The organism is Candidatus Arsenophonus phytopathogenicus, from assembly GCF_056113345.1.
This window is the reverse complement of record NZ_JBUIOB010000017.1, coordinates 571062-590842: the sequence shown is the minus strand read 5'-3', so window position 1 is coordinate 590842 and position 19781 is coordinate 571062. Positions and strand designations below refer to the sequence as shown.

Below are 19781 nucleotides of genomic sequence, written 5' to 3'. Positions count from 1 at the left end.
TTGACTGATTGAGATTAGCACTATAGTAGCATATTGCACATAAGAAAGTGCAATGAATATCTATTTAAATAGCGTTTTTATTCATGATTAAAGATAAAATTTTTTAATATTTTGTCCGCTAATTAAAATTAAACTAGTGATTAACTAAAAATATGATAGTAATTATCATTCATTTTCAAAAGATAATAAATTGTAGCTATTCTTATCAATGATAGGGATTTATTTTGTCAACATAATTGTTCAATATGCTTAAACAATACGATAATATGTGTTCAGTTGTTCGTTATTAGTGAAAATAACTTTATGAAAAAAAAAGCAATTTACCCTGGTACTTTTGATCCTATAACTTACGGTCACTTGGATATTATAGAGCGCGCTGCTTTAATATTTGAACAGCTAATATTGGCTATTGCTGATAGTTCGCGTAAAAATCCGATGTTTACCCTCGATGAACGTATTTTGTTTGCTAAAGAACAGACAAAACATTTAACTAACGTTGGAGTAATCGGGTTTTGTGGGCTCACGGTAAATTTTGCGCAAAAACACCAGGCTAATATTTTGATTAGAGGTGTGAGAACCGTGTCAGATTTTGAATATGAATGTCAGTTGGCTAATATGAATAGTCATCTAATGGCTGATCTAGAAACCATTTTTTTATTACCTTCTCCGAAGTTATCGTTTGTTTCTTCTTCTTTGATTAAAGATGTTGCCCGCCATGGCGGTGATATTTCATCTTTGATACCAGAACCAATAGCTAAAGCAATATTGCAAAAAATTGAACAATAAAAATGAGTTATACTTAAGTTTATTTTTGGCAACTATGACAGAAAAAAGTACTGCGTTGCCCTAGTTTTATTGATTCAATCAGTTGACCACAATGGGTACAAGCTTGATCTTTTTTACCATAAACAAACAGTTGTTGAGCAAAATAACCCGGTTTTCCATCTGAGTGTAAAAAATCTTTCAATGTTGTTCCACCCTGTTCTATTGAACGTCGAAGAACTTGTTTAATTTGAATAACTAAATTGCTGATCTCTTTTTTTGTCAATGAATGTGCAGCTCTGGTTGGCAGAATTTTGGCAGCAAATAGCGCTTCATTAGCATAAATATTGCCTACACCGACGACGACTTTATTATCCATTAACCAAGGTTTGATGGTGGTTTTTTTATTTTTTGCTCGTTGATAAAGATAATTGGCGTTAAAATCGATAGAAAGGGGTTCCGGCCCTAGATGGGAAAGTACAGAGCAATTAGCCAGGTCATTAGTCCATAACCAGGCACCAAAACGTCTGGGATCGTTATAACGCAATATTTTGCCATCGGCTAGAATCAAGTCGATATGATCGTGTTTTTCGGCTAATTGTTGCTTGGTTAAGATGCGTATACTACCTGACATACCCAAGTGAATGATTATCCAACCATGCTGGAGCTGAATGAGTAAATATTTAGCGCGCCGTTTAACACTGATCACTGATTCATTGGCGATATGTACAATTTCTGTCGCTACCGGCCAGCGTAATTTACTATTGCGTACTATGCTATATTGTATTTTATTACCAACCAAGTAGGGTTCAATTCCACGTCGGCTGGTTTCGACTTCAGGTAGTTCTGGCATAGATCCCTTAATTATGTAACTAGTCGTTAATGTCAATATATACTACTGTATCTTGTGTTGGTTAGTCGATAGAATAGAATGCGTTAATATGTTATCTGGAGTACAAATGAAGAAGGTTATCTCTATAATTAATAAACGATTTAATTACCTCTCTTATTGGAATTTAGGGATAGTATTTTTTTTTATTGCTATTTATTTTCTTGATGGTGTTACACGCTATAAACATGCCTTAGCTGGATTAATTTATCTTACTGCAATTGTCTATTTAATTAAGGATAGAAAGTGTGTTTTCAGTATATTTAAGAATAACTTATTTTTATCTCTAGTATTTTTTTTTTGGCAATGCTTTATTCATTAATTATTTCTAAAGATGTTAACATTTCATTAAAGGCTATTAATAAAGGTGTTGTCGAAAAATTATTTGTTACTGCAATAGCTATTGCGATAGTACTCTATCGAGAAAAGAAAGAGCATATAACTAAGCTATTAATTTTCTGTTTAATTTTTTCTATTTTACCGTTAGCCATTAAGGAAATTTTGCAATATATTGATGAATATCATCAAGGTATCATGCCGTTATCAGCATTTGAACATCGATATATTTCTGATTGGTTAATATTTATTGCACCCGCTTTGTTTGCTTTTTGGTTATATAAAGGTGTAAAAAATAAGATTTTATTTTTCTCGCTTTCGGTTATTTTTGTCGCTATATCAATTGGCACATTACAGCGAGGTACTTGGTTATCTATTGCGGTAATATTTATTATCTGGTGTGTAGTAAAAAAAGAAATTAAATTGCCGGTTATTGCTATTATTGCTTGTAGTATCTTATTGTCAGGTTTAGCAACAGTTAATCAAGGTCAGTTTGATAAATTCTTTTACAAATTAGAACAGACTAATAGTAGTCATCGTTATGGTAATGGTACTCAGGATTCAGCATTAGATTTGATTAAAGAGAATCCAATAACCGGTTATGGCTATGGCGAGCAGTTATTTTATAAAATTTATAATGAAAGGGTAATTGATTATCCTGACTGGATTTTTAAACAATCGATTGGGCCTCATAATACAGTTTTGTCAATTTGGTTTGCCGCTGGAATATTTGGACTAATTGCTATCCTCTATCTTTTTGTTTCAATTTTTATCCATTTATTTAATGGATATCGTAATAATACGGTAAAAGATGGTTTTTTGATCCTGATGTTGATATTTATCGGTGATATGATTGTTAGAGGTTTGTTTGAAACTGTAAATGTTTCAAATATGGCTATCATAATAGGAATAGCATTAGCACTGAATAGCGATAAAAAATTGATTAATTAGCTAAGTGAAAGCATCTATCTGTAAGGTGTTTTAAAATTATTTTTTTAGTAATTTATATTTAATTAAACATAAAAAACCATGCACATATTTATGTTGTAAAAATAGATGCTTATATTTTTCTTGTAGTTCCGTTCTCTTTTCTGCGATTTTTAATGGCTGATCTTTCCACGGTGAGTGAATATATGAGTTGAAAAAAAATTGACTGGCCGGATAATTAATACCCCAAGTATGCCAGGGTTTTGTTACGCCAGTATAGTGGATAAGAATGGTGCTATCAGTTATGGTATTTTTGTATTTGGATAAATTGTGGTAAGCTAATTCATTTTTCAACGTATATATACAGTTATAATCACGAGATAAATAGATGTTTTGCGTCTGAAATAATATATTTAGTGCATCTTGATCAAGGTATTTTAATTTACCAAAATTTGTTTTTCCGCGTACCAGTTCTAATGATTTTTTGGATAAATCATTTTCAATCCATTTCTTTAAATTCACATAGATTACGCCGGCATTAAAATATTTGCCATTTAAATCGGTTAACTTTAGTCGAGTCGCACTTGATTGCTGCATGTTGTCGACATCGAGTACCACGGCGGCAAAAGAATTCGCTAAGTTTAGCTGAAATAGTTCTTTTAGACTGCCTTTGCAAATAACATCAGCATCTAGATATAAAATAGAGTTTATGTTCGTACTTAAATATTCAAAAGCGATTAATCTAAAATAGGTGGCATAAGACCAGAAATCTGAGGTTGATAGTTGTTTTAATTCTTCAGCATCTAACAGATAGATAATTATATTAGAATTATACTTTGTTATCATTTTTTGGAAACGTTGTATATATTCGTCATCAATATAATCAGTAAATAGGTGAAAATTGAAATCTGTATCAATATTATTTATTAATACGGAATTTATTGATATCGCTGCACCAGGTAGGAAATTTTTATCAACGCCATAAGCAATGTTAAAATTTTTATTCTTTTCAAGAAGATTTTTTTCCCCCGCAATATTAAAACTTTGTTTTATAAAATGCTTCATGATAAACATAGCCCTTTAACTCTTTTAAAGAGAATTTTAAATTTTGCTAAATAATAGTGAGTATAATTCTTTAAACCTTTGTGGTATTTTCTTTGTTTGAATTTATGTTTAGCGCAATACCTTAAAAGGTGTACGCTTTCTGCTTTTAATAGCGGTTTATTTTGCCAGGGGGAAGCATTTTTTGCTTCTATGAATGGTTGGGAAAAAGGCGATATTGCCGACTCATGCCATGGCTTGGTCGGGCCAATATAGTGAATAAAAATAGTATCAATAGCAAACGCAGCATGTTTAACGCTTTTCAGACCATAATTTATACTATATTGAGTATTATATTTTTGGGCCAGATAGATAATTTTATTTGCTAGCAGAATATTTAAAACATCTTGGTCTAAAAAAGAGAATTTATTTTTTAACGCATTATTTTTAAGTAACCTCATTGCCTGCGTTGAAATATCCTCTTCTGCCCAGCGATTAAGATTAATGAATAAAAATCCAGCATTAAAATATCCTTGCGAGATATTTTCTGTTTCTAATTCGAATGCTCTTTTTTTTGCCACCATTTTTCATCTTTTTCTGTCACAACTGCATCAATTTCATTATTATTGAAGTGAATGTTTTGTAATCTATCTAAACTATTATTACATATGATATCTGCATCTAAGTATAAAATTTTATCTAATTTATTTGAAAAATAGTCAGCAATGATGAATCTAAAGTAGGTGGCATAGGACCAGTTTTTAGTACTAGGTAATGATTTTAAGCTCTGATCGTCAACCAAATAAATATTTATTTCAATTTTATATTGTTGCGCAAGGGTATCGAACAAGGTTTCTTGCTCATGATCAAAATAATCGGTAAATATATGGAAACAATGATTATTATTAATATTATGCAGTGCAATTGATGTTATCGAAATTCCGCAACCATATAAAAAATTTTTGTCTACTCCATAGGCAATATGGAATTTAGGGTGGCAATCAGCATGCAAATTTGGCGTTAAGCAGAGTTTTTGTGTAATAACTTTATGCTTGTCAAAATACATGTACTATACTTATTTCCTAAAATTTTTTATAAAACAAAACGGTTAGAGTTATAATCCTCTCCTAACGGTTCTTTCTTTTATTCTTTCTGCTTTAATATTAGCGCTCGATATCAATTTTTGTTCATTGTTGAGAATATTTTTTAAATTATCAGAAAAATAAATCTGCATAAAACGGAAAATATCTCGTTGGGTTAAACCAATATTCAGTGATGAAAAATATAATCCAATTAAATCCTTATCTTTCCAACGTTTTGGTACATGCTGACGTATTTGGGCACGATGCAAGTCAATGATTGAAATCTTTAATTTTTTGTCATCGCCGTCAAAGGGCAAATGTAATAAAAAATGGCAAATATAGCAATCGCGATGATTGGCACCACATGCATGCATTTTAAGTACTATTTCAGCCATTCGACAAATTAGTATTTTTTTAGTACTAAATTGGGGAGCTGAATTTTTCCAATTTTCGCAGTACTCTTCTAAGTTAATGGTTGGAATAAGCGCTTCGGTAATAATAAATGACTTACGGCGTAAAGGATTAATTCCTTTTTGACCGAAAGCTTTACCATGCATAGTATCAATGCCTGCCTCAGTTAGGCGATGGATTGCTTTCCATTCTCTATCCGCACCTAATACTGGTAAGCGTAAAGAAAATAGATTTTTTAGTACTTCTTTTAACGTAGTACCATAATGAATTTTGAGAAAATAACTTTTTTCATTGAGCATAAAGCATAATGTTTTGCGTGTCTCTAATTGACGAAAAATTTTACCATCTAATTTTTCTATTTCTATAAAGGGATCTTTGCTTTGCCATAAGTTTTTAAAAGGTTGTTTAAGTTCAAGCATGCTGGCATCCCAAAATAATATCTGCAGCTTTTTCAGGCAAACTGTATAAATCTTGAGTATCAACAAAGTGGCGTGCAGATTTCGACCATTGTTTTAATAGAGATTTATTAGTTAAACTTGTTGTTAAAGCATTATTAAGATTTTTTTGTTTATAAGGCTCATCTATTACTATGCCACAATCTGCATGTTTGATATAGAACGCATAGCCACAAATATCTGTTGTAATTACTGGTAAACCCGCTGCAATGGCTTCGATTAATACTATGCCAGCAGCTTCTTGATAGGCGGGATGGATTAACATATCAGCAGCAGCCATCAATTCTGCTATATCATTACGCCCCTGAAAAAATAAAACTTGTTTATCTATCCCCAAATTTTTTGCTAGCCGTTGATAACGGGTAGGTGAGTCTTGTCCTACTACCATTAACATAGTCTTATTTTTTATTTTGTCAGGCAGGGAAGCTATTGATTTGAGTGTTCTATCTACGCCTTTACGTTTAAAATCTGAACCGACTTGTAATAAAAGAAATTGGTCTTCAGAGATAGCATTTTTTTTACGATAAATTGGTTTTGCGTCAATAATTTGTTGATCATATTTTCTACTAAGGTCAATGCCCGGTGGTAACAGATAAAAACGTGCGTCAGGTGTTTTGTAATGTTTTTTAAAATCATTAATTTGATGTTGGGTAAGCATTAATAATTTGGTGTGACTGTCTGCATCAAAAACCGTTTTTTCATAAGCGATATAATGTTTGTATCGTTTGGTCAGTTTATAAAAAAAACCTTTTTCTTTTTCAACTTTTTTTGCATAACAAACATCTGCTGCATAATAAATATCTAATCCTGGCATCTTATTAAAACCGACAATAATATCAGCCGGATGCTGGGTTAAATGTGTTTTGACCTGATGATAAAATGCTTCATTACGTCCATTATTTGTATGTGCTTTAACTGAGATTATGATAACGTTAATATCAGCAGGAATTTCACCATGCCATACCATTGTGTAAACACGTATTTGATGCCCTCGTTTTTGGCAAGCAGAGAGAATCTGAATGAAATCTCTTTGTAGTCCACCAAAAGGGAAATATTTGTATAAACAAAATGCAATTTCCATCGGATTATATCTCTATCTCAGATTTTATGGTTTGTATATCCATTGGTAACATTTTTTTTGTAGCGGTAATAACATCTTTAACTGGAATTATTGATAGATACTTTTTATTACGATCACGTTCATGTCGTTCTGGCATTTTTTCATAATTGCCAGCCCAAATTTGAATAACGTTTTTACTCCATGGTTTCCAATATTGATGATCTGTCGCACCGAACAAGCAAATAATGGGGGTTTCTAATGCTGCTGCAATATGCATTGGTGCTGAATCTACACCGATGAATAAGGCGGCATGGCTAATTAGAGCACCTAATTCTGGAAATGTTGTTTTTCCTGCAAATTCGGTAATGGGTGATTGACGACATTGTTGTGCAATATTAGCCACACAGCTGAGATCATCTTTACTGGGACCTGATGTTAGTATCACCTGGTATCCTCTAGATTGTAGATTATCAATCACCTCAGAAAATTTTTCATCATCCCAGCACTTAAATTTTTGTCTAGCTGTTGGTTGGATAACAACATAACTACTATGTACCCCTAGAGATATTAATCGGTGATTAATTTTTTCCCAATCAGTTGGTTGGTAAGTCATTGTTGTACTGGAATACAAAGTATTAAGTTGAAGTGGTTTTAATATAGAGAGATTTTGTTCAACAATATGTTTTCCCGTTGGTTTAACCATATGTGTAAAACTTTCAGACCAATAGTTTGTATTTCTATGGTTAAATTGGTGAGAAATCTTTATTTTGGCAGGGATACATCTTACAAAAAAAGGCACAATCCATTGATCAGCTAAATTTATAATTAAATCATAATGATTTTTTCGTAATTTATTGATTAATAAAATAAAATTAACTAATTTGGCCATTGTGTTATTTTTTTTGTTTTTAATGCCATAAAGTGCATGAATTTCTCTATTTTCAGACAAAATTGGTATTGTATCTTGATAGAGAAGAATATCAATTTTAGCGGCTGGATAATTTTTTTTGAGCGTGCTAATGACAGGTGTTGTCAGCAACATATCTCCATGAAATCGCATTTTAATGATCAGAATTTTTTTAAATTGTTTATCCACTTGCTGCAGTCACTCTTGAATTGTTTGTTTATAAGTTTATCTGATTTTTTGACCAATGTTATCACTATAAATTCAACAAATTTAAGATAGTTAATTTATTAGAATAATTTAAATGGTTACCTATTTTGGCATTAAAAATAACTTTTATTTTAAAAAATTTCAGCAGATTTGAAAAAGTAATAAAAATTTGGATTTATATAAAGTAAAGGATTTTTAATATTATCAATTATTTTAACAATAAAATTACTGATTTGTAATTTATTATCTACTATTTTTACTACGCATCACGCTATTTGTCTATTTTTAAATAGAAATATTCCAGAATATTTTTAGAAAGTTTGAATCGATAGTAGGGAAAGATTATATGGCTAGTATAAAAATAAGATAACTCGATGGTTTGATTTAGTTTATTATCCCAAAAATAGTAATTCTTGACTGTCTGAGTAATGTTTTTATTCAAAGAAAAATTATATAGATATGTAAGTTTAAACGTAATAAATAAAATAATAGAGCTTTCCTATTTTTGATAATTATTTATATTCGATAATTTTTTTCAAAAGTTTATTTATTATATTGAAAAAAGATTTTTTAGTCTATTTTAATATAAAATTAATAAAGCTATTTGCTATTAAAGCATTAATTAAAATTTTAGTTTTATTCATATCGTTCCTTGCATTTTTCAGCACATAGTCGATATTTTCAGTTGTTGCAATAGCTATAAAAATGCCTAGTAGTTACTTCTCTTTTTATCGGTATTAATCATATCATAAAATGTTTAGGTTGGCTGTTTTCTATATAATCGGTTAAATACTTATAAACAGCAGTTTGGTTGTCAATGATCTTTCATTAGAGGTGATATGGAGTTGTTATAGCTGTTTATATTTTTATTTTAGTTAGCAAAAAATACACTGAAATATTATCTATTTTGCTACCAACATGAGTAACTGTTACTGTCGATAAATTATAAATATCTGATATCAGATAAAGTTGAGAATTTAAACTTACTTAAATTGCGACTGACCAATTTAATTGGTTTAATTAACTTAAGGCTAAAATGTCTTAATATTTTTAGTATTGAATCTTTGGACAACTTTTCTTAGGTATCATACCACTAGCCAGTAATAATAACTTATGGCGTATTTTAAACCATTAACGATTTATTTCTTGATGATAAATAAGAATATTAAAAGTGAGATGTAAATTCTTCAAATAGGGCGTAGATCTTGTTGTGAAAAGAATGGAATGAATAAAAATTTGAATAATATAAAGCTTTGCTTTATACACCCAAAATACTATATAAAAAACCCAGCGCAAGCTGGGTTTTTAGTACTTTTAAAACAACAAGTTAAATATAACTCATTGTTTTTATTGACCTACAGATTACTGCTAATGACTATAAATAACTGTAGTGTGGTCAAATGTGGTCACTCTCAGATACCTATTTAAACTTTAAATGTAAAGGATTTAACCTTATTGCATCATCCAAATAATCAGGTGCAAAATGAGCATAAGTCATGGTTTGCTCAATCTTAGAATGCCCTAATATCCTTTGCAGGGTTATAATGTTTCCTCCGTTAATCATAAAATGAGTCGCAAAAGTATGTCGCATCACATGGGTAGCTTGCCCTGCTGGTAAGGTTGGCTTAATGCATTTTAAAGTACGTCGAAACTCCATATAATTGGCGGAGGGAAAAATAAAATCTGTTTTGCCTTCACTAATTATTTTATTCACTACTTCAGATATTGGAACAGATCGCTTCTTACCTGTTTTTGTCTCGAAAAATGTCACGCGATTATGGACAATATGTTCTTTCCTCAATTTTATTGCCTCACTCCATCTTGCTCCCGTACTTATACAGAAAATAGCTATACGATAGTTATCCCCGCTGAGCGCGCAAAAAAGATTTTCTATTTCTCTATCTGATAAATACGACATTTCGACGACGTCTTCTTTCAATCCGCTAAATTCATCCATAGGATTTTCAGATAAGAAAAGTCCTGATGAAATAAGATAGGTAAACATACCGCTAAGTTGCCATAACTCACGATTTATTGTCGATGGTTTAACTCCAGTTGAAAGTCTGTCATGACAATATAAAGTCAAAGATGATTTGTTAATTTGAAACGAAACAGGATCGTTCATTAATTTAATTACTCTTTTTAATTCAAGATATCGTTTTGTTGCATGTTTAATGCTATTACCATGATATTTCCACCATACCTCTGATAGCTCTGACAAGTGACGTTTATCTTTTAGTTTAGGTTGCCATTCCTGTGATTTATGGTTTGTTAATATATAACGTTCGAATACAATTGCTTCATGTTTCTTTTGAAATTTCCGTCTGATCCGTTTTCCATTACGACCAGTTGGCCTAATATCCACTTCATAACGACCATCTTCAAGTTTCTTAATTGACATGAGAAATCTCTCCAATGGTAGATAAGCTTTTTGAATCAATAAATTTACAAAAAGCGTGATGTATTGCTAACCAATTTTCTTTTTTGATTGGACTAACTTTGTTTCTTTTTGCCCAAAGTGTGCGAGAGCCGGTGCAATTTGACCGGATTCTGGAGCTATCTCATCGGAAATAAACCACATCATATATTTTTTAAATCTCGGATGATTAAGTATTTTTACTGCAGAATCAACACTCATCCCTTTACTGCGACTTTCATAGCTAGATAATGTGCTATATGGAATACCTATTAATTTACTAAATTCCTTTCTGTTAAGTCTTTCTGATTCTCTAATAAGTTTTATTTTTTCCGATATATCTATTGACATAATTATACCTTTATATAATATTTATACCATATTAGTAATAAATTGATTATGGTAGCTATGAGTGCAGTAAATAACCCATAATTATTACAGATAACTAATCATTATCTAAATAGGAGATTAGCAGATGTTAAAACAGGTGATAAGTCTTTCTGATGCTTTGCCTTACCAAGAATTTGCAAAACAAATTGGAAAAAGCCCAGAAGCTGTGAAAGGAATGATCAACAAAGGCAAGTTACCTGTAGTGCAAATGAAAGAATTTCCTGACTCACACCGTTCAGAATATTGGGTTTACTTACCTGCCTGGAATGAAGGAATGAAATTAGCTTACGAATCATTACCTAAAGAAATTAGAGATGGCTGGTTAACATGGTTAGGACTGAAATCATGACGCTTAAGCAAATAAGTCCTCACAGTTTTTGTTATCGGGATTTTGACATTATCAAATTACCCAAAAAAATAATGACTCCCATCACACGTTATCACGTCTGGTATGGCAAAAACTCTTTGGGTAGGTTTGATGCAATGGCTCAGGCAATCCACTATATCGACAAATTATACCAGGGGATAAATATAAATAATGAGAAATCCTAACTTAAACGTCAAAGCGACAAGACTGGCTTATGTGATGGGAATAAATGAGCTTTCCGTTGTTCCCTCCTGTGACGGTAAGTTATTAAGACTGTATCTCCATGACCATTTACTTATACAAATTGAATTATCACCAGAAATCAAACATGTGCGATTTAACCATTGAGAATATAAGTATTCGCTTTTTATTTAACACCAGGGAATTTTTTATACACAAAAAGTACGTAATAAATAAAACACAACATCTATTTTGGTTAATATCGAGTAAAAATCTTATAAATCAATGAGGATATCTAATATGAGTAAACTTAATCAGCAATACAAATATCGTTTAACGGGTGAATCTGTTAAGAGATATCACTATAATAATAAAAAAAAGAAATTATTGTTAATGGATAAATTAATTCTTTTATTTGGCGTGTTATTTGTTTTTTATTTTATCACGATTGTTATTAAATCATAATGATAACAAATACAGGATAATTAACACCCCCCTGAGTTCATTCTATTAAAGTGTTAAAAAATAATATGACTGACATCAATAAAAAAGAAAATAAAAGGAAAATAAATACTTATCAGAATAAAGAATTATCAATAAATCAACGGTTTGATGGTTTAATTAGATGCGCTCAATTACGAACAGTTTACTTTAATAACGACCCTAATAATAAGTGTTTATCCGGCTTTATTGAATATTTACGAAAAAATAATAAACGCTTTGTTAATTTAATTTTTTATTTAGCTAATATTGATAATAAAAAACATTATTTATAGTTTTAAGAATTTAATAAACAAGAAAAGCAGGCAATTATTTATGCGATATTCCAATTGCGAGTACTGGTTGCATTAATACCCAAAAATATCATCATCCCCTTTTAAATAATAATGATTGATTTAATGGCGACAACGTCAGGGAATTCTTTTACCTAAAAAATCACATAAAAATGCACGATAAAAGTGCATTTTTGGAGTTAACTCAATGATAAATAATATGCGGTTGAATTTAATTATCTCGAAATTAATTCAGGAATTCCAATTTAAAGAACAAAATGGGTATTTACGGCAAGGGATTTGTCCCGATTGCAAAAAAAAGGAATTATTTACCGCCATTGAAAAACCCTTTGTACTCAAATGTGGGCGTGAAAATAAATGTGGTGCCGAAATTATTGTTAAAGAAATCTATCCTGAACTATTTCATGATTGGTCAACACATTACCCCAAAACGGAGAAAGCCCCATATGCCGCGGCGGATGCCTATTTACAACACGCCAGAGGATTAGATATTGCACCGTTAAAAGGGCTGTATATAGAATCCAGTTATCACGCTAAAGGGCTGGGTTCAGCAACCGTAAAATTTCACCTACCCAATGGCGCTTACTGGGAGCGCATTATTGATAACCCACAACGCTTTGACCGAAAAGCTAATTTTTTTGGTAGTTATAAGGGATATTGGTGGCGTCTGCCGCAACAGGATTTAACAAAGGCAACTGAAATTTGGTTAACCGAAGGGATTTTTGATGCAATCAGCCTTGCTCAAAATGGCCTGAATGCCGTTTCCCTGATGAGTTGCCATAATTACCCAGAGCACGCCTTGTCGGCACTTAAAACGGCATTGGGCGCAAATAAAAAGCCCCTATTGGTCTGGGCACTTGATAAGGGTCATGCCGGGAAAAAGCAATAAGAAAACACGTTGCCCGTAGTCAGCAGGAAGGCTGGAAATCCTGTGCCGCCTTACCTTCGCAATTTAAAAATGAAGACTGGAACGATCTACATCTCAAAGGCAGACTCGAACGTTATGATTTAATGCGTTATCGTTATTATGGCGATTTGTTACTGACAAAAAGCGCTACCGATAAAGCAATGTTAATATTCAATTACACCCACCGTAATGACTTCTACTTTCAATTTGATAGTCGTTTTTATTGGTTTAGACTGGATATTGAAAGGCACTTAAAAGCGGTTGAGCGAATTTTAGACTCAGAAAAACTCACTAAAGAGGAAGCGACCACAAAAGCGTTAAAAGAGTCAGGCGCTGTAAACGAAATTGCCAACTGTTACCCGACCCCGCTTTATTTTCAGAAATCCGAAGCAACCGACGAATCCTGGTATTATTTAAAACTGGATTTCCCGCAAAAACGACCTGACGTTAAAGCCACTTTTACTGCCAGTCAGTTAACCAGCGCTTCAGAATTCAAAAAACGGCTTTTGCATGTCGCTAAAGGCGCAGTTTACACCGGGGATACCCATCAGCTTGACCGCTTTTGCAAGCACGAATTACCGCATATCAAGGAAGTAAAAACCCAAAATTTTATTGGTTACAACAAAGCGCTAGGTGTGTATGTGTTTAATGATATTGCCGTGCAGAAGGGTAAATTATATACCCTGAATGAAGAGGATTATTTTTCACTGGAGCATCTCGATATCAAAACATTAAGTAGCAGTCCGAGACTTGAAATTAATCATGAACTCAGGCACTTTGATGTTCACTGGCTCGATGATTTATGGCTGGCTTTTGGGGTTAAAGGTTATACCTTACTTGCATTCTGGCTGGGATCTCTGTTTGCCGAACAGATACGAAAATTGAGCAAAAGTTACCCTTTTCTGGAAATTATGGGCGAACCCGGTTCAGGAAAAAGTACCCTGATAGAGTTCTTCTGGCGGTTAACGGGTCGCGCCGATTACGAAGGCTTTGACCCTTCAAAATCGACCTTGGTAGGCCGTGCGCGTAATTTTGCCCAGGTGAGTAATCTTCCTGTTTGTTTGATAGAAAGTGACCGAATGCAGGATAACGTAAAACGGGCTTTTGACTGGGAAGAAATGAAATCCCTTTACAATGGCCGTGCCACACGCTCAACAGGTATAAAAACCAATCAGAACGAAACCTATGAACCGCTCTTTAAGGGCAGCATTATTATCGCCCAGAATAGCAGTGTCGAAGCCTCAAGAGCCGTATTAGAGCGGATTATTCATCTCCATACCGATAAGTCAGGCCAAAGCGAACAGACCCGTCAGGCTGCCATTCGCCTGGAACGCTACCCTATTGAACAATTATCGGTCTTTTTGCCCAAAGCGCTGTTAAGTGAAAATGCGATTGTAACGGCTTACGAAACTTCTCTCGATGAAGTTCAACGACAACTCTTTGATGATGAAGCGATTGGCCATGAACGCATTGCTAAAAATCACGCTCAACTCATCGTTCTATTACGCACGTTATCCTGTTTTCTGCCCATCAAGGAAAGCCGAGTAGCAGAAACAGAAACCTTTATCGTCGAACTGGCAAAAGAACGTGTTCAGGCATTAGAAGCCGATAATACCCTAGTCACTGAGTTTTGGGATATGTTTGATTACCTCAATCAAAATGCCCCGAACGGAGTAAATCATAGTAATGAAAAAAATATTTATGCGGTCAACTTCAATCATCTGGCACAAGTAGCTAGCGAATACCGCCAAAATATGCCCAATCTGTCAGAAATCAAATCCCTGCTTAAAATGGGTAAAGTACGTCGTTTTGTTGGGATCAAAACGGTGAGAAGTCACGTTAATAGCCAATATAATCAGGCATTGCCGACCTTAAGTACGCTAAAAAAACCTGACGTCGTTAAGTGTTGGGTATTTGAAACAAATTATTAAAAAGTAAACAATATGCCTATCTTGTCTTTATTTTTATCAGGATTAACGCAGAGCGGAGTTTTATACATAAATTATTTTACGCTGTTTGTTGTTTATAATCTTAACGATTTTTCAGTAGATTATTCATATTGATCCTGTACATTTTGCTATCCCTGAATCAGAAATTGATATTACCGATTTTATCACTATTGATGTTCTATTTTGATTGGTTAGCTATCAAGGATGGTTACATTTAACTTTCTGTCAAGTAATATAGAAACCTATCTCTCTCCTGACAGGACCTAAATATGTTAACAGTTATCCCAATCCTTATTATTGTCGCGCTGATCGTTGTAGTTTCTTCTGTTAAAATTGTGCCCCAAGGCTATCAGTGGACAGTCGAACGTTTTGGGCGCTATACGAAAACATTGATGCCAGGTTTAAACATCGTTGTACCGTTTATGGATCGTGTTGGCCGAAGAATTAATATGATGGAGCAGGTACTCGATATTCCCTCCCAGGAAGTTATTTCTCGTGATAATGCTAATGTTACTATTGATGCTGTCTGTTTTATGCAGGTCATCGACCCAGTGAAAGCCGCTTATGAAGTGAGTAATATGCAATTAGCCATTGTCAATTTAACGATGACTAACTTCCGTACCGTATTAGGCTCGATGGAATTGGATGAAATGTTATCACAACGAGATAGTATCAACAGTCGATTACTGCATATTGTTGATGAAGCGACCAATCCTTGGGGTGTTAAAATCACTCGTATAGAGATCCGTGATGTTCGTCCCCCGGCTGAGCTTATTTCTGCTATGAATGCCCAAATGAAAGCGGAACGAACTAAGCGTGCCGATATTCTGGAAGCAGAGGGAGTACGTCAAGCCGCTATTTTACGCGCAGAAGGTGAAAAACAATCCCAGATATTAAAAGCTGAAGGGGAGCGCCAATCTGCATTTTTAACAAGCTGAAGCGCGCGAACGAGCCGCAGAGGCGGAAGCCCAGGCGACTAAAATGGTATCCGATGCGATTGCAACCGGTGATATTCAAGCGATTAACTATTTTGTCGCTCAAAAATATACGGATGCATTGCAGCAAATTGGTTCAGCAACTAACAATAAAGTGATTATGATGCCACTGGAAGCGAGCAATTTAATGGGTGCTATTGGTGGGATTGCCGAACTTATCAGTGAGACTAAAAGTACCAAAGGGAAATAACGATGCTTAAACAGATTGCAGCCAATCCATACGGGTTTTGGCTATCACTGGGTGGCATGCTGTTGATCGCTGAAATGTTAGGTGCAGGCGGTTATCTGTTATGGAGCGGTATTGCAGCGGTTATCGTTGGTGTTTTAGTGTGGCTTATCCCCTTCAGTTGGGTATTTCAAGGCATGCTTTTCTCAGTTTTAACGGTCGTTACTGCATTTGTTTGGTGGTATTGGTTAAATAAAATGAGTAAACCCCAGCAAGGGATGTTAAATCAACGGGATCAACAAATGATAGGCTTACGAGCAACGCTAATCGAACCGACTCATAATGGTTATAGTCGTGTGAGCGTTGCAGATGGCAGTTGGCGTATTTATTGTAGTATTGAGCTGAGTGCAGGTACTGAAGTGGAAGTCATTTCCATTAATGGTAATACACTGAACGTTAAACCCGTCTCAAAGTAGCTTACCCTTTCTGTTTGACTATAAATAAAATTAACTATCGATAAGGTAAATTCATGACCGAAGATAAAAAAGACATTTCATTAGTTGATATTCAAAAAGATATTGAGGAAATAAAAAAGAATATAAAACGCAAGAACCTATTATCAGGGTTAATACTTATCATCATGATAATTTTTATCTTATCAATAATAAGTCTAGGGTTATCTTTCAAAATGAATATTGAAGATAAGTTTAACTTGATGACAACAGAATACAATAAAGTAAAATCTTTAGAAAATAAACTTAAAAAATTGCTTCCTTAGTTACCTATCACCAATATCTCTTTGAATTCGCTAAGCGACTTAAAAAATCGTTTAGCGATATTTTCCAGACATCGCCACGAGCGATTAACTCACAGCCAAAATAGCAAGATATTCATCATAGATAAACGTTAATATTTATTTAACATAACTGTGCATTATTTAATCGTTATTATCTGTTTTCAAAATTTTTGGGTATGTGTCGGAAAACGGTTACAATGGTTACAAAAATAAAAAACTATTATAATTAATTGATAATATTATATATTTTTAAAATTTAAAACGGTTACAAAACGGTTACAGCAGGGTTACATGTAACGGTTACAAAACGTTTAAAACTAGAAACCTAACTTATTGATTTATAACAATGTAACTTTTTTATTCTGTTTTGTAACCCCCTGTAACCGTTTAAAGGTTACAAAAAAATAGGTTTTTAATTAAAGTGTTAAGTGCTTTTTTTGCGCATTGTAACTGTTGTAACCGTTTTCCGACGCATACCCCCTTTTTTTAGCGAAAAATAAGTTAATATTTCGTTAAAATGTTAAGTATCAAAAAGGCTTTTTCTTCTTGTTTTAGTGATCTTTATTCTTATTAAAAAATAAGTGCATGGATTTGCACAAAAATGCACAAAAATGCACAAATTTGCACAAGTTTTTGCCCACCTAAAATCACCGAAAAGGCCAGTACTGGCCTACGCTGAGTGGCATTGTGCAACTGCACAAAAAACGACAGGTTTCGCGGGCAGGCGCGGCGGGGCTACCACTGCGATTTTTCATTTTTTTTGATACAATCAAAAAAAACGGAGATCTCAAGGTGACCAAAAAATTCACGCCAACCCCTCACGACGCTATATTCAGGCAATTTTTAAGCGAAAAAGAGACCGCCAAAGACTTTTTCGATCTTTGGCTACCGGATGAAATTAAAGCGCTGTGTGACTTGGATAGCCTCAAGGCAGAATCCGGCTCATTTGTTGATAGTAAGATGAAAACCTACCAGAGCGATATTCTCTATTCGGTCAATACCCAGGAGGGACAAGGTTATCTCTATCTTTTGATAGAGCACCAATCGACACCCGATAAACTCATGGCATGGCGACTGATGCGCTATAGCATGGCCGCGATGCAGAAACATCTGGAAGCCGGACACAAGGAGTTACCACTGGTGTTTCCTATCCTGTTTTATTGTGGTGAGAAAAGTCCGCATCCCTACAGTACTGACTGGCTCGATTGTTTTAGTGGGCGGGATATTGCGGAAAAAATCTATACCAAACCGTTTAAGCTGGTTGATGTGACCACGCTTGATGACGGTGAGATCATGCAGCATAAGCGAATGGCGTTATTAGAACTTATCCAAAAGCACATTCGCCGCCGCGATATGACCGCGCTTTTGAATGAAATTGTCACGCTGTTGTCGTATAATTATTATACCGATAATCAAGTCATCACGCTGTTTAATTATCTCCTTCAGGAAGGGAATGCAGAAAAACCGATGCAACTTATCACCAAGATAGCGAAACAGTCAGAGAAACACGAGGGGGCATTGATGAACATCGCACAGGGTATACGGCAAGAAGGTCTACAACAAGGTCTACAACAAGGTCTACAACAAGGTCTACAGAAAGCACTTGAAGAAAAACACGAAATCGCCCGTCAACTGCTGAAAAATGGAGTGGATAAAAAAATTATTCAGCAATCAACGGGACTTTCTGAGGCACAGTTAAACACCTTGTGCAAGGATTAGATTTTATTTTTTATCCGATTCAATGCGTACGGCGTAAATTGAATCACTTCTTCGCCGAGCCACTCATTAAGTTGCTGCATTTTGTGTTGCAACGGATGTAATTCGTTGCAGATAAACACATTGGCCGCTTTTTGTACGTCGCCAAACCCCCCCACATTTTGCGGCATAATGCCCATTAATTGTGGGGGCACGCGGTGAGCGGCTAACATATCGTCCCGACTGACATTTTTGATATTTAAAAATTCATCTTTCGCCGCGGCTTCCGATAACGGAATGGTTTGTATGCCATCCTTTTTGCCGTTCGGGGCATATAAAAACAGATTGCGAAAATTCCCTAACCCTTTACTGCTTTTTAACTGTTCGCGGATGTTATCGATATCCTGTAAATTTTGCGCCGCATCACTGATATAGAGGATATAGCCGGCATGGGAGCCGTTCAGATAATACTTACGACGAAAGAGTGTTGCCGATTCATTGAGTAAAATGGCAGTCATGGCGGCCAGATATTCCGGCAAGCCGTAGATTTCCTGATTGATATCCGGCTCAAGCAAATGAAAAACCTGCCCCGTCTGAAAAGTAAACGGCACGCTGTCAAAACCCGCGTGCAAAAGGTAATAAGTGGCTAAATCCTCACCGCGCCTTGTGAGTTTGGCCGGAATGGAGTTAAGCGAAATTGTTTTATTTAAGCCATTTTTTCGCCGTTCCAGATACGCATTGCCAAAAATCAGAAAATCCAGCGCAAAACGGTCAAAATCCTGACGACTTAACAGTTTGTGTGGCACAAAGGTACTGCTTAAAATATTGCGTTTGACATAAATGGCACTGCTATGATGGGCTGCAGCTCGAAAAATGCGTGACAAGCCTTCAAAACTCATCGGTGGCTCGTAGTAATTATCGATAAGTGAGCATTCCAGATAATCAAAAATTTCGCGGCGGTCAAGGACGGGCACCGGGTCACCAAAGGTAAAGGCCTCTACCGACGGTTTTTGGGGGGCAGTGAGCGTACGTTTTTTCGTTTTTCGCAT

Annotated in this window: 16 protein-coding genes and 3 pseudogenes; 10 read left to right on the top strand and 9 right to left on the bottom strand. The window is 34.5% G+C overall.

Annotated elements, in window-relative coordinates:
- The first annotated feature begins 303 nt into the window (after positions 1-303).
- Positions 304-786: a pantetheine-phosphate adenylyltransferase gene (coaD, locus tag AC01GB_RS06425; protein ID WP_474451107.1), complete on the top strand. Its 483-nt coding sequence runs from the start codon at positions 304-306 to the stop codon at positions 784-786.
- A gap of 19 nt (positions 787-805) precedes the next feature.
- On the opposite strand, the gene mutM is transcribed toward coaD, so the two are convergent.
- Positions 806-1615 carry a bifunctional DNA-formamidopyrimidine glycosylase/DNA-(apurinic or apyrimidinic site) lyase gene (gene mutM, locus AC01GB_RS06420; protein WP_474451105.1) on the bottom strand — a complete coding sequence of 270 codons (810 nt, stop codon included), beginning with the start codon at positions 1613-1615 and terminating at the stop codon, positions 806-808.
- A 342-nt stretch (positions 1616-1957) separates the two neighbouring features.
- Between mutM and rfaL the strand changes: the two genes are divergently transcribed.
- Positions 1958-2938 (top strand): O-antigen ligase RfaL, encoded by a 981-nt coding sequence (gene rfaL, locus AC01GB_RS06415; protein WP_474452336.1) that lies wholly within the window; start codon positions 1958-1960, stop codon positions 2936-2938.
- A 36-nt stretch (positions 2939-2974) separates the two neighbouring features.
- Here the strand turns inward: rfaL and AC01GB_RS06410 are convergent, their stop codons facing one another.
- The 7 genes and pseudogenes from AC01GB_RS06410 to AC01GB_RS06380 all read right to left on the bottom strand — a co-directional run bounded on the left by AC01GB_RS06410 (position 2975) and on the right by AC01GB_RS06380 (position 10844).
- Positions 2975-3979, bottom strand: coding sequence for a glycosyltransferase family 8 protein (locus AC01GB_RS06410; protein ID WP_474451104.1), 1005 nt, complete (start codon positions 3977-3979; stop codon positions 2975-2977).
- Positions 3976-5021, bottom strand: a pseudogene (locus AC01GB_RS06405) (glycosyltransferase). Before AC01GB_RS06405 ends, AC01GB_RS06410 begins: the two are co-directional and overlap by 4 nt.
- Positions 5022-5069: 48 nt before the next feature.
- Entirely contained in the window at positions 5070-5867 is a 798-nt protein-coding gene (gene rfaP, locus AC01GB_RS06400; RefSeq protein ID WP_474451103.1) for a lipopolysaccharide core heptose(I) kinase RfaP, read from the bottom strand.
- Positions 5860-6984 (bottom strand): glycosyltransferase family 4 protein, encoded by a 1125-nt coding sequence (locus AC01GB_RS06395; protein ID WP_474451102.1) that lies wholly within the window; start codon positions 6982-6984, stop codon positions 5860-5862. Before AC01GB_RS06395 ends, rfaP begins: the two co-directional genes overlap by 8 nt.
- 4 nt (positions 6985-6988) lie before the next feature.
- Positions 6989-8059 (bottom strand): lipopolysaccharide core heptosyltransferase RfaQ, encoded by a 1071-nt coding sequence (gene rfaQ / locus AC01GB_RS06390; RefSeq protein ID WP_474451101.1) that lies wholly within the window; start codon positions 8057-8059, stop codon positions 6989-6991.
- Positions 8060-9497: 1438 nt separating this feature from the next.
- Positions 9498-10478 (bottom strand): phage integrase, encoded by a 981-nt coding sequence (locus AC01GB_RS06385; RefSeq protein ID WP_474451100.1) that lies wholly within the window; start codon positions 10476-10478, stop codon positions 9498-9500.
- Between the two features lie 66 nt (positions 10479-10544).
- Complete coding sequence (locus AC01GB_RS06380) at positions 10545-10844, bottom strand: helix-turn-helix transcriptional regulator (protein WP_474451098.1); 300 nt, start codon at positions 10842-10844, stop codon at positions 10545-10547.
- A 124-nt stretch (positions 10845-10968) separates the two neighbouring features.
- Between AC01GB_RS06380 and AC01GB_RS06375 the strand changes: the two genes are divergently transcribed.
- From AC01GB_RS06375 to AC01GB_RS06340, 8 genes and pseudogenes are all read left to right on the top strand, one after another.
- A complete protein-coding gene (locus AC01GB_RS06375) occupies positions 10969-11232 on the top strand; it encodes a Cox family DNA-binding protein (protein ID WP_474451096.1) in 264 nt (87 codons plus the stop codon).
- A 189-nt stretch (positions 11233-11421) separates the two neighbouring features.
- Complete coding sequence (locus tag AC01GB_RS06370) at positions 11422-11598, top strand: hypothetical protein (RefSeq protein WP_474451095.1); 177 nt, start codon at positions 11422-11424, stop codon at positions 11596-11598.
- A 362-nt stretch (positions 11599-11960) separates the two neighbouring features.
- Positions 11961-12206, top strand: coding sequence for a DUF5347 family protein (locus AC01GB_RS06365; protein WP_474451093.1), 246 nt, complete (start codon positions 11961-11963; stop codon positions 12204-12206).
- 205 nt (positions 12207-12411) lie between these two features.
- Positions 12412-15062, top strand: a pseudogene (locus tag AC01GB_RS06360) (toprim domain-containing protein).
- A 287-nt stretch (positions 15063-15349) separates the two neighbouring features.
- Positions 15350-16265 (top strand): annotated as a pseudogene (locus AC01GB_RS06355) (SPFH domain-containing protein).
- Positions 16266-16267: 2 nt separating this feature from the next.
- Positions 16268-16717, top strand: coding sequence for an NfeD family protein (locus AC01GB_RS06350; protein ID WP_474451092.1), 450 nt, complete (start codon positions 16268-16270; stop codon positions 16715-16717).
- A 53-nt stretch (positions 16718-16770) separates the two neighbouring features.
- Complete coding sequence (locus AC01GB_RS06345) at positions 16771-17019, top strand: hypothetical protein (protein ID WP_474451090.1); 249 nt, start codon at positions 16771-16773, stop codon at positions 17017-17019.
- An 810-nt stretch (positions 17020-17829) separates the two neighbouring features.
- Entirely contained in the window at positions 17830-18756 is a 927-nt protein-coding gene (locus AC01GB_RS06340; RefSeq protein WP_474451089.1) for an Rpn family recombination-promoting nuclease/putative transposase, read from the top strand.
- On the opposite strand, the gene AC01GB_RS06335 is transcribed toward AC01GB_RS06340, so the two are convergent.
- Entirely contained in the window at positions 18753-19781 is a 1029-nt protein-coding gene (locus tag AC01GB_RS06335; RefSeq protein ID WP_474451088.1) for a phage portal protein, read from the bottom strand. The genes AC01GB_RS06340 and AC01GB_RS06335 overlap by 4 nt on opposite strands.